This is a genomic window from Paenibacillus flagellatus (assembly GCF_003217775.1).
GTDB classification, from domain to species: domain Bacteria; phylum Bacillota; class Bacilli; order Paenibacillales; family NBRC-103111; genus Paenibacillus_AB; species Paenibacillus_AB flagellatus.
Map to the genome: position 1 here is coordinate 1 of NZ_QJVJ01000009.1, position 13,362 is coordinate 13,362.

Annotated in this window: 13 protein-coding genes and 1 rRNA gene; 5 read left to right on the top strand and 9 right to left on the bottom strand. The window is 54.6% G+C overall.

Annotated elements, in window-relative coordinates:
• The 9 genes from DLM86_RS19500 to dnaA form a co-directional block, all read right to left on the bottom strand.
• Positions 1-67 (bottom strand): 16S ribosomal RNA (locus DLM86_RS19500); the annotation flags it as partial.
• A 409-nt stretch (positions 68-476) separates the two neighbouring features.
• Complete coding sequence (locus DLM86_RS19505; protein ID WP_110841743.1) at positions 477-1,535, bottom strand: HD-GYP domain-containing protein; 1,059 nt, start codon at positions 1,533-1,535, stop codon at positions 477-479.
• A 49-nt stretch (positions 1,536-1,584) separates the two neighbouring features.
• Positions 1,585-4,050 (bottom strand): DNA gyrase subunit A, encoded by a 2,466-nt coding sequence (gene gyrA / locus DLM86_RS19510; protein WP_110841744.1) that lies wholly within the window; start codon positions 4,048-4,050, stop codon positions 1,585-1,587.
• 51 nt (positions 4,051-4,101) lie between these two features.
• Positions 4,102-6,012: a DNA topoisomerase (ATP-hydrolyzing) subunit B gene (gyrB, locus tag DLM86_RS19515; RefSeq protein WP_110841745.1), complete on the bottom strand. Its 1,911-nt coding sequence runs from the start codon at positions 6,010-6,012 to the stop codon at positions 4,102-4,104.
• A 9-nt stretch (positions 6,013-6,021) separates the two neighbouring features.
• On the bottom strand, positions 6,022-6,303 hold the full coding sequence (gene remB / locus DLM86_RS19520; RefSeq protein WP_110841746.1) for an extracellular matrix regulator RemB: 282 nt from the start codon (positions 6,301-6,303) through the stop codon (positions 6,022-6,024).
• A 37-nt stretch (positions 6,304-6,340) separates the two neighbouring features.
• Entirely contained in the window at positions 6,341-7,453 is a 1,113-nt protein-coding gene (gene recF, locus DLM86_RS19525; protein ID WP_110841747.1) for a DNA replication/repair protein RecF, read from the bottom strand.
• A gap of 12 nt (positions 7,454-7,465) precedes the next feature.
• The gene (yaaA, locus tag DLM86_RS19530; RefSeq protein WP_110841748.1) at positions 7,466-7,681 is read right to left on the bottom strand and encodes a S4 domain-containing protein YaaA; all 216 of its coding nucleotides are present in this window, start codon (positions 7,679-7,681) and stop codon (positions 7,466-7,468) included.
• A gap of 14 nt (positions 7,682-7,695) precedes the next feature.
• On the bottom strand, positions 7,696-8,847 hold the full coding sequence (gene dnaN / locus DLM86_RS19535; RefSeq protein ID WP_110841749.1) for a DNA polymerase III subunit beta: 1,152 nt from the start codon (positions 8,845-8,847) through the stop codon (positions 7,696-7,698).
• A 237-nt stretch (positions 8,848-9,084) separates the two neighbouring features.
• Positions 9,085-10,449 carry a chromosomal replication initiator protein DnaA gene (dnaA, locus tag DLM86_RS19540; RefSeq protein WP_110841750.1) on the bottom strand — a complete coding sequence of 455 codons (1,365 nt, stop codon included), beginning with the start codon at positions 10,447-10,449 and terminating at the stop codon, positions 9,085-9,087.
• A gap of 184 nt (positions 10,450-10,633) precedes the next feature.
• Here dnaA and DLM86_RS31775 point away from each other — a divergent pair, with 184 nt between their 5' ends.
• From DLM86_RS31775 to jag, 5 genes are all read left to right on the top strand, one after another.
• Entirely contained in the window at positions 10,634-10,915 is a 282-nt protein-coding gene (locus DLM86_RS31775) for a hypothetical protein (protein WP_146250257.1), read from the top strand.
• Positions 10,916-10,980: 65 nt separating this feature from the next.
• Positions 10,981-11,115 carry a 50S ribosomal protein L34 gene (rpmH, locus tag DLM86_RS19545; RefSeq protein ID WP_110841751.1) on the top strand — a complete coding sequence of 45 codons (135 nt, stop codon included), beginning with the start codon at positions 10,981-10,983 and terminating at the stop codon, positions 11,113-11,115.
• A gap of 182 nt (positions 11,116-11,297) precedes the next feature.
• Positions 11,298-11,645 (top strand): ribonuclease P protein component, encoded by a 348-nt coding sequence (rnpA, locus tag DLM86_RS19550; protein ID WP_110841752.1) that lies wholly within the window; start codon positions 11,298-11,300, stop codon positions 11,643-11,645.
• 173 nt (positions 11,646-11,818) lie between these two features.
• Positions 11,819-12,565, top strand: coding sequence for a membrane protein insertase YidC (yidC, locus tag DLM86_RS19555; protein WP_110841753.1), 747 nt, complete (start codon positions 11,819-11,821; stop codon positions 12,563-12,565).
• Positions 12,562-13,182 (top strand): RNA-binding cell elongation regulator Jag/EloR, encoded by a 621-nt coding sequence (gene jag / locus DLM86_RS19560; RefSeq protein ID WP_110841754.1) that lies wholly within the window; start codon positions 12,562-12,564, stop codon positions 13,180-13,182. Before yidC ends, jag begins: the two co-directional genes overlap by 4 nt.
• Positions 13,183-13,362 lie beyond the last annotated feature (180 nt).

Here is a 13,362-nt window from a genome sequence, read left to right on the forward strand (position 1 = left end):
GCTCGACTTGCATGTATTAGGCACGCCGCCAGCGTTCGTCCTGAGCCAGGATCAAACTCTCCAATAAGGAGGGAAACTTCTCCGATCAACCGGCGACGAAATTGGAGAGATTGATCCAGAGGATCAAACTGTCCTTTTTCAGGTTTCCCTTTATTTCAGAGCTGATTGCTCATTTCGTACTGACTTGTTGTGGTCTCTTGCGAGACCGCACTTGCACGCTCGTTGTTCAGTTTTCAAGGAACAAATCGTTCAAACTTCGTCATTTTTCGCCGTTTTGCGGCGACCTCTTTAATATAACACATCCGCCTAGCTCTTTGCAAGCTTTTATGCTAAGAAATTTTTGCTAGCTTGGCGATGCCGTTTTGAAGCGGCGAGAAATAGACTAACACGAGACGTATCGTCCTGTCAACCGAAGCATCCCCGCCACCTTATCCCATCCCGTACAAAAGAAAACGGACGCCTGAAAGGCGCCCGCTTTATATCACTTCTTGAATAAACATGCTCCGATCGACGGCCAAATTGATGATCGTCCCGTTCACATTGACCATCGGCCGCGTCGGGTTGGACCTGTCCGTAAAAATAATCTCGCCTACCCGGCCGTCGCTCAGGCGGACAATCGTGCCGTGATGAAACTGCGTCACCTTATTGATAAACGTCGACACGATGATCGGATCAAGCTTGCCGAACGATTCCTTCTGCACCTGCTCGAGCACCAGATAGGGCGATTGCGCCTTCTTGTAAGTCCGGTGGCTCGTCATCGCGTGGAATATATCGGCCACCGCGACTACCTTCGCGTACGGATGGATTTTGTCTCCCTTGACCGCGAGCGGATAGCCCGAGCCGTCTTCGCGCTCATGATGCTGCAGCGCGCACAGCTTCGAGCCGTCGTTCAGCGAAGGCGTATTTTTCAATATCGAATAGCCGTAGAGCGTATGGCGGCGCACTTCCTCCACTTCGAGCACCGTCAGCTTGGACGGCTTGGACAAGATCACCGGGTCGACCTTGGCGTTCCCGATATCGTGCAAGAGCCCTCCGAGGGCGATCGGCATCCAATCCTTGCTTTGGAAGCCGTGCCAGCGAGCCAGCATATACGAAGTGAGCGCGACCATGATGCTGTTATGATAAATATATTCCTGCGTGTTCGACATTCGCGGCGTGAACGTCAAAATGTTGTAATGCTGAATGCGGGCGATCAGCTGCTCCAAGCCGTTTCGTATATCCAGGATCGGCAAGGTCGGACTGGACATCGCGTCCTTGAACACTTTTTTGAGCAGCTGAATCATTTTGTCGTACTCGTAATAAAATTGAATCAGCCCGGAGTCCTCGGTCTTCATGTCCTCGGCCTTGTTCTCCGCTGCCGCATCCGACTCCCTCGCCTCGATCGTCACCGACGGAATGAGAAACGCACGCAAAATTTCGATTTCCCTCGGGGTGACGTTCACCCCTCGTTTGAATAACACGTTGCCCAACTTCGTGATGACATCCTCGATGATCTTATCTCCAAGCTTCAACTGGGAAACGGAAACGGTCGCCATCATTTTTCCCCTGCCTTGCGTTTCGGTTTATCGGACCGGCCGGACACCCTTATTCGCCGGCTTCCTCCGTTTCGGCCTCGCCGGCCACTTCCTCGCTCTTCTCCACGCGGGTCACGGTCGCGACTTCGTCGTCCTCGCGGATATTGATCAGCTTGACGCCCTGCGTATTGCGACCCATCGTGTTGATCCCCGACATGCTCGTACGGATGATCGTGCCCGAGGCCGTAATGATCATCAAATCTTCCTCGTTTTTGACCACCTTCAACCCGACGACCGGACCGTTTTTGCCCGTGACGTTGAGCGTCTTGATCCCTTTGCCGCCGCGCGACTGGATCCGGTATTCGTCCATCGGCGTCCGTTTGCCGTAACCTTTGGACGTGACGATCAGCACATCGTCTTCCACGTTGACGACGTCCATATCGATCACGGCGTCGTCGTCGGATATCGAGATGCCTTTGACACCCGTAGCAGAACGTCCCATCGGACGAACGTCATCTTCCGGAAACCGGATGGACATGCCCTGCTTCGTGCCCATGATGATTTCCTGCTTGCCGTCCGTCAGCTTCACGGCGATCAGATCGTCGTCCTCGCGCAAATTGATCGCGATCAGGCCGGCACGGCGGATGTTGGAATAGTCGTCCAGCGGCGTCTTCTTCACGATCCCGTTCTTCGTCGCGAAGAACAAATACTGCTCGGAGTCGAAGTTCTCGATCGGAATGACCGCGTTGACCGTCTCGCCCTGCTCAATCTGGATCAGGTTGATAATCGGCGTTCCGCGGGCGGTCCGGCTCAGGTCGGGAATTTCGTACGCCTTCAGCCGGTACGCCTTCCCTTTGTTCGTGAAGAACATCAAATATTGATGCGTATTCGACACGAACAAATGCTCGACGAAGTCGTTATCCTTCGTATCCATCCCGACGACGCCTCGTCCGCCCCGCTTCTGGCTGCGGTACGTCGTAACCGGCAGACGCTTCACGTAACCGGTATGGGTGATCGTGATGATGACGTCTTCGCGCGGAATGAGGTCTTCGTCTTCGATGCTTTCTTCGCCGACCGTAATTTCGCTTCGGCGAGCGTCGGCGAATTTCTCCTTGATCTCGCGCAGCTCCTCGCTGATAATGCCGAGAATCAACTGCTCGTCGGCCAAAATCGCGCGGTATTCCGCGATTTTCTGCATCAGCTCGGCGTACTCCGCCTCGATCTTTTCCCGCTCCAAGCCGGTGAGGCGCTGCAGACGCATGTCGAGAATCGCCTGCGCCTGCTCGTAGCTCAAGCTGAACCGGCTCATCAAGCCGTCGCGCGCTTCCTCGGTCGTACGCGATCCACGGATGAGCGCAATGACCTCGTCCAGATGGTCGAGAGCGATGCGCAGACCTTCAAGAATATGCGCGCGCGCCTCGGCTTTTCTCAAATCGTACTCGGTACGCCGGCGAATGACTTCCTGCTGGTGTTTCAAATAATAGTAAAGCATGTCCCGCAGGTTGAGCACTTTCGGCTCTCCGTTGACGAGCGCCAGCATGATGATGCCGTAGTTCGTCTGCATCGGCGTATGCTTATACAGGTTGTTCAAGACGACGCTCGGATTGACGTCGCGGCGCAGCTCGATGACGACCCGCATGCCGGTCCGGTCCGATTCGTCGCGCAGGTCGGTTATGCCGTCAATCACCTTGTCGCGGACAAGCTCGGCGATTTTCTCGACCAGCTTCGCCTTATTGACTTTATACGGCAGTTCATACACGATTATGCGCGCTTTGTTGTTCGTCTCTTCGATTTCGACCTTCGCCCGCATCGTGGCGGAGCCGCGGCCCGTCGTATACGCTTGGCGAATCCCCTCGCGTCCGAGAATATAGGCGCCGGTCGGAAAGTCCGGACCTTTGATCGCCTGCATCAAATCGAGCGGCGTCACGTCCGGATTGTCGATCAGCATCTGGACGCCGTCGATCACTTCGCCCAGGTTGTGCGGCGGAATGCTCGTCGCCATCCCGACGGCGATGCCGTAGGAGCCGTTCACGAGCAGGTTCGGATACCGCGAAGGCAAGACGGACGGCTCGGTTTCTTCGCCGTCGTAGTTCGGTACGAAATCGATTGTCTCTTTTTGCAGATCGCGCAGCAATTCCATCGATATTTTCGACAGACGCGCCTCCGTATACCGCATGGCGGCGGCCATATCGCCGTCGATCGAGCCGAAGTTGCCGTGTCCGTCGACCAGCATGTACCGGGTGGAAAAGTCTTGCGCCAGCCCGACCATCGTCTCGTATACGGCGGAATCCCCGTGGGGGTGGTACTTGCCGATTACTTCGCCGACGATCCGGGCGGATTTCTTGTAAGGCTTATCGGGAGCCATGCCCAATTCGGACATCGCATACAAAATACGGCGGTGAACCGGCTTCAGCCCGTCCCGAACGTCCGGGAGCGCACGGCTGACGATGATGCTCATCGCATAGTCCATAAAGGACGTGCGCATCTCGGTGCCGATATCGATATCTCTCACTTGCGATTGATTTTCTTCGGCCATGGAACCCTCCTGGAAGCTGCTTCTCTACCCAAAACCAAAAACGGATGCGCTCTATACGTCCAAGTTTTTCACGTATTTGGCGTGCTGCTGGATGAAATCCCGGCGCGGTTCGACGTCGTCGCCCATGAGCGTATCGAAAATGGCGTCCGCTTCGATCGCATCCTGAATGCTGACCTGCAGCAGCGTGCGGCTGTCCGGATCCATCGTCGTCTCCCACAGCTGCTCCGGGTTCATCTCGCCCAACCCTTTGTAGCGCTGCACGTTCGCCTTGACGCCTTCGCCGAATTCCTGCAAAATCGCGTCGCGCTGCTTTTCGTTGTAAGCGTACCGTACCGTCTTGTTTCGCTCGATCTTGAAGAGCGGAGGCTGCGCGATATACACATAGCCGGATTCGATAATTTTGCGCATGTACCGGTAAAAGAACGTCAGCAGCAGCGTCCGGATATGGGCGCCGTCCACGTCCGCGTCGGTCATGATAATGACTTTATGGTATCTCGCCTTGGAGATGTCGAAGTCGTCCCCGATCCCCGTTCCGAGCGCCGTAATGATCGCGCGGATTTCGGCGTTGGACAAAATTTTGTCGAGGCGCGCCTTCTCCACGTTCAAAATTTTACCGCGCAGCGGCAAAATCGCCTGGAAATGCCGGTCCCGGCCCTGCTTGGCCGAACCGCCGGCGGAGTCGCCTTCGACGATATACACTTCGCTGATCGAGGCGTCGCGCGACGAGCAGTCGGCCAGCTTGCCCGGCAGGGAGCTTACTTCAAGCGCACTTTTCCGTCGCGTCAGCTCTCTCGCCTTGCGCGCCGCTTCCCGGGCCCGCGCCGCCTGTACGCCCTTCTCCACGATCTTCTTGGCGATCGCCGGGTTTTCGTTCAAAAATTCCTCGAACTTGTCGGCGAACAACGATTCGACGAGCCCCCGCACTTCGCTGTTGCCGAGCTTCGTCTTCGTCTGCCCTTCGAACTGCGGCTCCGGAATTTTGACGGAAATGATCGCGGTAAGTCCTTCCCGTACGTCGTCTCCGGTCAAGTTGGAGTCGTTGTCCTTGATCGAGTTCGATTTCCGGGCGTAATCGTTCAAGATGCGGGTTAAAGCGCTTTTAAAGCCGGATTCGTGCGTCCCGCCTTCGTGCGTGTTGATATTGTTCGCGAACGAGTAAATGTTCTCGGTATAGCTGTCGTTGTATTGCAGCGCGATTTCCACCTGAATATGGTCCTTGTTGCCTTCGATGTAAATCGGCGGCTCGTGGACGGCCTGCTTCGTCCGGTTCAAATATTCGACAAACGATACGATCCCGCCTTCGTACTTGAACGAATTCGATACGTCCGTACGCTCGTCGACGAGCTCGATGGCGATTCCTTTGTTCAAGAACGCCAGCTCGCGGATGCGGGATTGCAAGATGTCGTAGTCGTATTCGGTCGTCTCGGTGAAAATGTCGGGATCCGGCTTGAACGTGATCGTCGTCCCCGTCTCGTCCGTTTCGCCGAGCACCTTCACGTCGTATTGCGGCTCGCCGCGCCGGAATTCCTGTTTGTAAATATGGCCGTCGCGCTTCACCTCGGCGGTCAGCACCTCCGACAGCGCATTGACGACGGAGACGCCGACGCCGTGCAAGCCCCCGGATACTTTATAGCCTTCTCCGCCGAACTTGCCGCCGGCGTGAAGAACGGTCAAAACGACCTCGAGGGTCGGACGCTTCATCTTCGGATGCTCGCCGACCGGAATGCCCCGGCCGTTATCGATGACAGTGACGCTGTTGTCTTTGTGCACGATCACCTTGATCGTGTCGCAGTGTCCGGCCAACGCCTCGTCTATGCTGTTATCGACGACTTCCCAAACCAAATGGTGCAATCCCCGTACGCTGGTAGACCCGATATACATCCCCGGGCGCTTGCGGACCGCTTCGAGACCCTCGAGCACCTGGATCTGGCTTTCGTCATACGCGTGCTGATTCACTGTCATTATGCTTGGTCACCTACTTCTTTGATTTGAAAATATTTCGAGATCGCCGGTCAAGAGGACGTTGGCCCGCTTTTTCAAAGTCGTGGATGAGATCGGGGAATAATACACTTTCGTCTTCGTGACGACGAGCGACTTGCATTCCTCCTCGCCGATAACCTCGACGTTTCGTTCTTTTTGCGCATGCTGCACGAAGCTTTTCGATATTTTCGAAGACTTCTCGATCGACAGATCGAAGATGGCGATCAGTTCGGACGCGCGTATAATCTTTTCTCCGCCCAAATGGATGAACATGACGAATCAGCTCCCGTTTCGCTTGCGGCGAACAAAGTTAATCGACCAGCTGGCCGTTTCGCACATGAAAAATGGAGGCGTTCTCCAGTCGGTTCATCTGTAGACTTTCCACGCCCGTCGTCGTGATGAACGTCTGCACTTTCGTCTGGAACGTCTCGAGAAGTTGGGTTTGCCGGTACGTGTCCAATTCGGACAAAACGTCGTCGAGCAGGAGAATCGGATATTCCCCCACTTCCTCATGGATAAATTCGATTTCCGCGAGCTTCAGCGACAGCGCCGTCGTCCGCTGCTGCCCTTGGGAGCCGAACGTTTGGACGTCTTTGTCGTTAATGAAAAAGGCGAGATCGTCGCGGTGCGGGCCGAACAACGTCGTGCCGCGCCGAATTTCCTGATCCTTGGCCTGTGATAACTTTATCATAAATTGCTCAAATAAAACAGATTCTTCTACCGGCTCGGCATAGTCGAAAGACGGCTTGTATGCGATCATGAGCGTTTCCGACCCGTTCGTGATGCCGCGATGGATCGATTCCGCCCAAATTTGCAGCTTTTTTATAAAGTTTTGACGTTTTTTCATGATTTTAATACCAAGACGTACCAATTGCTCGTTCCAGACGTCCATCATCGCACCGTTCGCGGACGAATCCCGGAACGATTGCTTGAGCAAATTGTTGCGCTGGACGAGCACTTTTTGGTACTGGGACAGATCGTACAGGTACGACGGCTGCACCTGGCCGATCTCCATATCGAGAAATCGCCGGCGTACGCCGGGCGATCCTTTGACGATATTCAAATCTTCGGGGGCGAACAGGACGACGTTCAGAGCTCCGATGAAGCCGCTCAGCTTCTTTTGCTCGAGCCCGTTGATCTTCGCCTTCTTGCCTTGATTCGAAATGGCGAGATCGAGCGTGCACGGCCCGTACCGTTTGTCCAGCTCGCCGCGGATCATCGTGCGGTCGGCCCCCCAGCGGATGAGCTCCTTGTCTTGATGGGTCCGGTGGGACTTGGTCAAGGCGAGCACGAATATCGCTTCCAGCAAGTTCGTCTTCCCCTGGGCGTTCGGCCCGACGAAAATGTTGACGGCCCCCTCGGTCGCGAACTCCACCGATTCGTAGTTGCGGTACTCGCTCAGCGCCAGCTTTTTCAAATACAAGACATGACCTCCTCAGCGGCGGGAAACGACGAACGTCCCGAATCCTTCCACCTCGACCCGGTCGTTCGCATACAGCTTGCGGCCGCGGCGGTTGTCCAGCTCGCCGTTCACGAGAACGGACGTTTCCGCAAGAAAAGGCTTCGCTTGCCCGCCGGTCGAAATGCAATCCGCGAGCTTCAAAAACTGCCCCAGCGTTATATAGTCGGTTGTGATCTCGATCGGCTTCATCGGCGGCTCTCCGTTCAGTTCGTAGTCCGGTACGGCATGATCAGGTGCAGCATGTTGGAATGGTCTTCCGGCTTCATGATGATCGGCTGCATCGCTCCGCGGAAGCAGATTTGGATAAAGTCGCTGTCGATTACTTTCAGCGCGTCGAGCATATATTTGGAGTTGAACGAAATGCTGAGCAATTCGCCGGACAGCTTATGCGCCTCGATCTGCTCCGTTACTTTGCCGAGCTCGCTCGAGCTGGACGAAATTTCGACCGTGCTTTCGTCCTTCAGCGTCATTTTGACGATATTCGTCTTCTCTTCGCGGGAAAGCAAGTAGGCGCGGTCGATCGCGTCCGCCAGCTTTTTCGTATCGATCGTCAGCTCCGTCTGGAACGATTGCGGAATCAGCTTGGACGTATCCGGATATGTGCCGTCGAGCATGCGGGTATAGAACAGGATCGTGTCCATTTTGAACAGCACCTGGTTGTTTGCAACGACGATATCGACGAGCATGGACTGGTCCGGGAGCAGCTTGCTCAGCTCGTTCAAGCTTTTGCCGGCGATGACGATATTTTGGAAATCGATCGGATTGGCCGTCTCGACATGCGATTCCCGGGATGCCATGCGAAGACGGTCGCAGGCGATCAGCTTGAGCCGTTCCTGCTTGAAGTTCCACAGAACGCCGGTCAAGATCGGAGACGTCTCGCTCGTCGATACCGCGAACGTCGTCTGACGGATCATCGCTTTCAGCAGATCGCTCGAAATCGACAGCGTATGGCTTTCGTCCAGTTGAGGAAGGAGCGGATATTCCTCCGGATCGAGACCGACGATTTGAATTTCGGCGGTGCCGGAACGAATCCACGTCAAAAAATTATCCTTCACTTCGATCGTCACGTCGGGAGCGGGAAGCTTGCGGATAATTTCCGAGAAAAACTTGGCCGGCAAGACAACGCTTCCGGGCGTAAGGACTTCTACGACGGCTACGACGGCGGTTCCTTCTTTTTCGATCGGGATGAAGCTTTGGATCGAGATTTCGGTATCGGAAGCGGTCAGCGTTACGCCGCTCGGTTGAACGTCTATTTTGATGCCGGTCAAGATCGGGATCGTCGTCCGGCTCGATATCGCTTTGGAAACGTGTTGGATCGATTCGTTCAAGTCGTCTTTCAAAATGCTCAGTTTCATCATTTCAACTCCCGGTTCTAAATGATTCCTAACGCTGCATACAATGTCGTGTACGCCGGCAATCCGGTTTTCGGACAGACGGTGTCGACGATGCGAACGCCGCATCGCTATTCTTCATAAGTATATATCTTTTATAGCGATGGTAGTAGTAGGCGCCGTGAATATGTGGATATGTGGGAAAATCGGTTGAAGCAGAAAGCCTATCCACATGTGAATAGTTTGTGCATAGGCTTCCGGTTATGAAGACGGATTTTTGATTTTCTCGGTAATCGTCTGAACGATTTTATATAAGTCCTGGTCCTGCTGCAGCGCCGAAGCGATTTTCTCGTGGGCATGGATGACGGTCGTATGGTCGCGGCCGCCGAACGCCTCCCCGATCTTGGGCAAGGAGTAGTCGGTCAGCTCGCGGGACAAGTACATCGCCACCTGCCTCGGGAACGCCACCGCCTTCGTCCGCTTGCGCGCCTTGAACTCTTCGAGCTTGAGCCCGTAAAATTCGCCGACCCGCTGCTGGATGTCCTGGATCGTAATCATCTTCGGCCGGCTGGACGGGATGATGTCCTTCAGCGCTTCCGCGGCGAGATGGGTCGTAATGTCCTGGTTGATCAGCGACGAGTAGGCGACGACGCGGATAAGCGCGCCTTCGAGCTCGCGGATGTTCGTATCGATCTGGTTTGCGATGTAGATCATCGCTTCGTTCGGAATATCGAGGTTTTCCGCCTTCGCTTTCTTCCTCAGAATGGCGATGCGCGTTTCCAGATCGGGCGGTGCAATGTCGGTGATCAGCCCCCATTCGAACCGGGAACGGAGCCGGTCTTCGAGCGTCGGAATTTCCTTCGGCGGGCGGTCGCTCGAAATGATGATCGCTTTATGCTCCTCGTGAAGCGCGTTGAACGTGTGGAAAAACTCCTCCTGCGTCCCTTCCTTGCCGGCCAGAAACTGGATGTCGTCGATGAGCAGCACGTCGATCGTCCGGTATTTGTTGCGAAAATCTTCGCCGCGATTGTCGCGGACGGCGTTGATGAATTCATTCGTAAATTTCTCGGACGAGATATAGAGAACCCGGGCTCCGGGGTTATGCTCCAGGACGTAATGGCCGATGGCGTGCATCAGGTGCGTCTTGCCGAGTCCGACGCCGCCGTACAGGAACAGCGGGTTGTAGGCCTTGGCCGGCGCTTCGGCGACGGCAAGCGACGCGGCGTGGGCGAACCGGTTGCCGGAGCCGACGACGAACGTGTCGAACGTATATTTCGGATTGAGCAGATTGTAGATGTTGCCGTCTTCCTGCACCGGTACCGGCTTGAACGGCTGCGCGGCGGGGGCCGGCGCCGATTTGGCCGCGGGCGATTCGGTATCCTGCAGCACGAATTTGACTTCGACGTCGCGCCCGGTATATTCGAACACGGCGTTGGCGATCATTTTGGCATAGCGGCTTTCCAGCCATTCGCGGGCGAAATTGTTCGGAGCGCATATGGTCAGCTGCGTCTCGGTGAAGACAGACGCTTTGGTCGATTTCAGCCAAGTGTCGAAGCTAGGTTTGCTCAGTTTGGTTTGAATAACGGACAACACTTCTTGCCATAAATCGTTGGTTTGACCGTCCACAGATTGTTCACTCCTTCAATTCATTACCGGTCGGACCGAAAGCCTTTCTATAGGAAAGCTTCAATAGACGCTGTCGAAATTTATCCACAAAGCTCAAAGGAATGGGGATATTGAAAAAAACGGGAAGGGGAATTTGTTCACAAAGTTATCCACATCTTGTTGATAAACTGAGGATATCGACGTCTTGTTCACAACCGAAAACAATACCATGATAGCAGAAACGACGCGCGTTTTCAAACATTATCCACAATATCTAGCCCTTGTGCGCAACAGTTGTCAACAGCACTACATATTGTTTATACGTTGTGCAAAAACCGACAAATTCCGTTTTCGTTCCGCAAAAACTTATGCACAGGTGGATAAAACAAAATCGGATCGTGCCGAAACGATGAGCGGCGGTGTCGAAGAGGGAGAACCGGACAAAATTTTCAAGTGCGCTCGAATTGACTTTTGGAGCCCGAAATGATTTAATGTAAAGAGCGTCTTTACGAAGACAAACCGAACATGGAATATCCCGAGGAGGTGCGATAGATGGGTCCGACATTTAAACCGAATGTGAGCAAGCGCAAAAAAGTGCACGGTTTTCGCAAGAGAATGAGCACGAAAAACGGCCGCAAAGTTTTGAAAGCCCGCCGCCAAAAAGGAAGAAAAGTCATTAGCGCGTAACGGAAGGCCACTTAAAGGTGGTCTTTTCTTTTTTTGTCCCCTTGTTCGAGTGCAAAAAGAGGGAGGAAGGCGGCGCCGCCTTCCGGACGGTTTATTTTTCCATGAAAGTGTGAACCCTAAAGTCCGTACGGCGGTTGCGATTGCTCGTATGGGCGTCATGTCGAATCGATGGTGATGGTCGGATGCAAAAAGAATTGAGGCTGACCCGCAGGGAAGATTTCAATAAAGTGTATCGCTACGGCAAATCGGCGGCGAATCAGCAGTACGTCGTCTATTGCTTGCCCAATCCGCGCATCGAGCGGTTCCGGATGGGGATATCGGTCAGCAAAAAGCTGGGAGGCGCCGTCGTGCGCAACCGGATTCGCCGGGTGCTGAAGGAGATCGCGCGGCTGAACGAGGCGAAGATCCGCTCGCATTACGATTTCGTCGTCATCGCGCGGAAGCCGGTGACGGAGATGGAATACAAGGAGATGGAGAAAAGCTTGATGCACGTTCTGAAAAGAGCGCAGCTGCTTCGAAATCCGTCGTAACCATGCGTCCCGCCGGCCGGGCACAAAACATTTTCTTTGATGTCCAACATGTGGTATAGTTGAAATTGGATAGGAGGGCCGTTTCCCGTCCTTTGACGGCGCCTTTCTCGGAGCTTCCGGATACGGTCTTTTTCGTCGCAATTACATAGACAAGGTTTAGGAGGACGTTTATTTTGGCCCGTCGTCGCATACAACTCGCTCTGCTCTTTACGTCGTTGCTGCTCGTCCTGTCCGGCTGCAGCAGCATGTCGGCGCAAACGAATCCGATCAACCCGGAGAACGGGATTTGGGACCGCTATTTCGTGCATCCGCTTTCTTCGCTGCTCAACTGGTTCGCGGATATTCTCTGGGGCCAATACGGCCTGTCGATTCTGGTCGTGACGATCATCATCCGCTTCCTCGTCCTTCCGCTGACGCTCAAGCAATACCGGAGCTCGAAGGCGATGCAGGCGATCCAGCCGGAAATGAAGAAGATCAAGGACAAGTTCAAGGACGACCCGAAGAAGCAGCAGGAAGAAACGATGAAGCTGTTTCAAAAGCACGGCGTCAATCCGCTTGCGGGATGTTTGCCTCTGCTCGTCCAGATGCCGATTCTGATCGCGCTGTATAATGCGATCGTCCGCAACGGCGAGATCAGCCAGCATACGTTTCTGTGGATGCAGCTCGGTACGCCGGACCAGTTCTACGTGCTGCCGACGCTCGCGGCTATTACGACATGGCTGCAGCAAAAGGTAATGGCGACGCAAATGACGCCGCAAATGCAAAGCTTGATGATCATCTTCCCGATTTTGATCTTCGTCATGTCGATGAATTTCGCATCGGCGTTGCCGTTGTATTGGGTATACAGCAACCTGTTCACGGTCGTGCAATCTTATTTTCTATACGGTAGATCAAATCAAAAGGGTGGCCTATCGAAATGAAAACAATCGTTGTCACGGGCAAAACGATCGAAGAAGCGGTGAAATCCGGACTCGCGAAATGGAACGTGCCGGAGGAACGGGTGAAGGTGCAGGTGCTTGAGCAGCCGTCGAAAGGGCTGTTCGGCCTGATCGGCTCGAAGGACGCCAAAGTCGAGCTGGAGCTGATCCCGGATGCGTTGGAGGAAGCCGTCCTTTTTTTGGGGGACGTATTTCGTACGATGAACATCCAAGTGACAATCGATCGTGTAGACACCGTTGACGGCGTACAGTTTAATTTGAGCGGCAAAGAATTGGGCATTCTGATCGGCAGACGGGGGCAGACGCTCGATTCGCTCCAATATCTGGTCAATATCGTGGCCAACCGGTATTCCGACTCCCACGTCCGGATCGTGCTGGATGCGGAAAATTTCCGCGGCCGCCGAAAGCAGACGCTCGAGGAGCTTTCGGACCGGCTGGCCAAGCGGGTTATCCGCACGCGCAAGGAAGTCGTGCTCGAGCCGATGTCCGCGCAGGAGCGCAAAGTAATCCATTCCCAGCTGCAAAATCACCCCGAGGTGAAGACGTTCAGCAAGGGAGAAGAACCGAACCGGAGAGTCGTGATCGCGATCCGGCAATGATGGGCTCCGGCAGGGAGCTGATTCGGGAACGCGGGCCGTGCGTACGCGCACGGCTTTTGCGGATTATCGCGGCAATCGCGCTTTTCATGCAATGACTTCGCAAAAGCGGAAGTCATTGTTTTTCTTTTCCCGGGGACACTAGCGACAATATGCCATGAACCGGGATTCGGAAGGGTGGTG

Excerpts from the sequence above, each read along its gene's own strand:
- DLM86_RS19505 (WP_110841743.1), bottom strand. The coding sequence starts at position 1,535 with ATGGCGACCGTTTCCGTTTCCCAGTTGAAGCTTGGAGATAAGATCATC.
- gyrA (WP_110841744.1), bottom strand. The coding sequence starts at position 4,050 with ATGGCCGAAGAAAATCAATCGCAAGTGAGAGATATCGATATCGGCACC.
- gyrB (WP_110841745.1), bottom strand. The coding sequence starts at position 6,012 with ATGACAGTGAATCAGCACGCGTATGACGAAAGCCAGATCCAGGTGCTC.
- remB (WP_110841746.1), bottom strand. The coding sequence starts at position 6,303 with ATGTTCATCCATTTGGGCGGAGAAAAGATTATACGCGCGTCCGAACTG.
- yaaA (WP_110841748.1), bottom strand. The coding sequence starts at position 7,681 with ATGAAGCCGATCGAGATCACAACCGACTATATAACGCTGGGGCAGTTT.
- dnaN (WP_110841749.1), bottom strand. The coding sequence starts at position 8,847 with ATGAAACTGAGCATTTTGAAAGACGACTTGAACGAATCGATCCAACAC.
- rpmH (WP_110841751.1), top strand. The coding sequence starts at position 10,981 with ATGGGTCCGACATTTAAACCGAATGTGAGCAAGCGCAAAAAAGTGCAC.
- rnpA (WP_110841752.1), top strand. The coding sequence starts at position 11,298 with ATGCAAAAAGAATTGAGGCTGACCCGCAGGGAAGATTTCAATAAAGTG.
- jag (WP_110841754.1), top strand. The coding sequence starts at position 12,562 with ATGAAAACAATCGTTGTCACGGGCAAAACGATCGAAGAAGCGGTGAAA.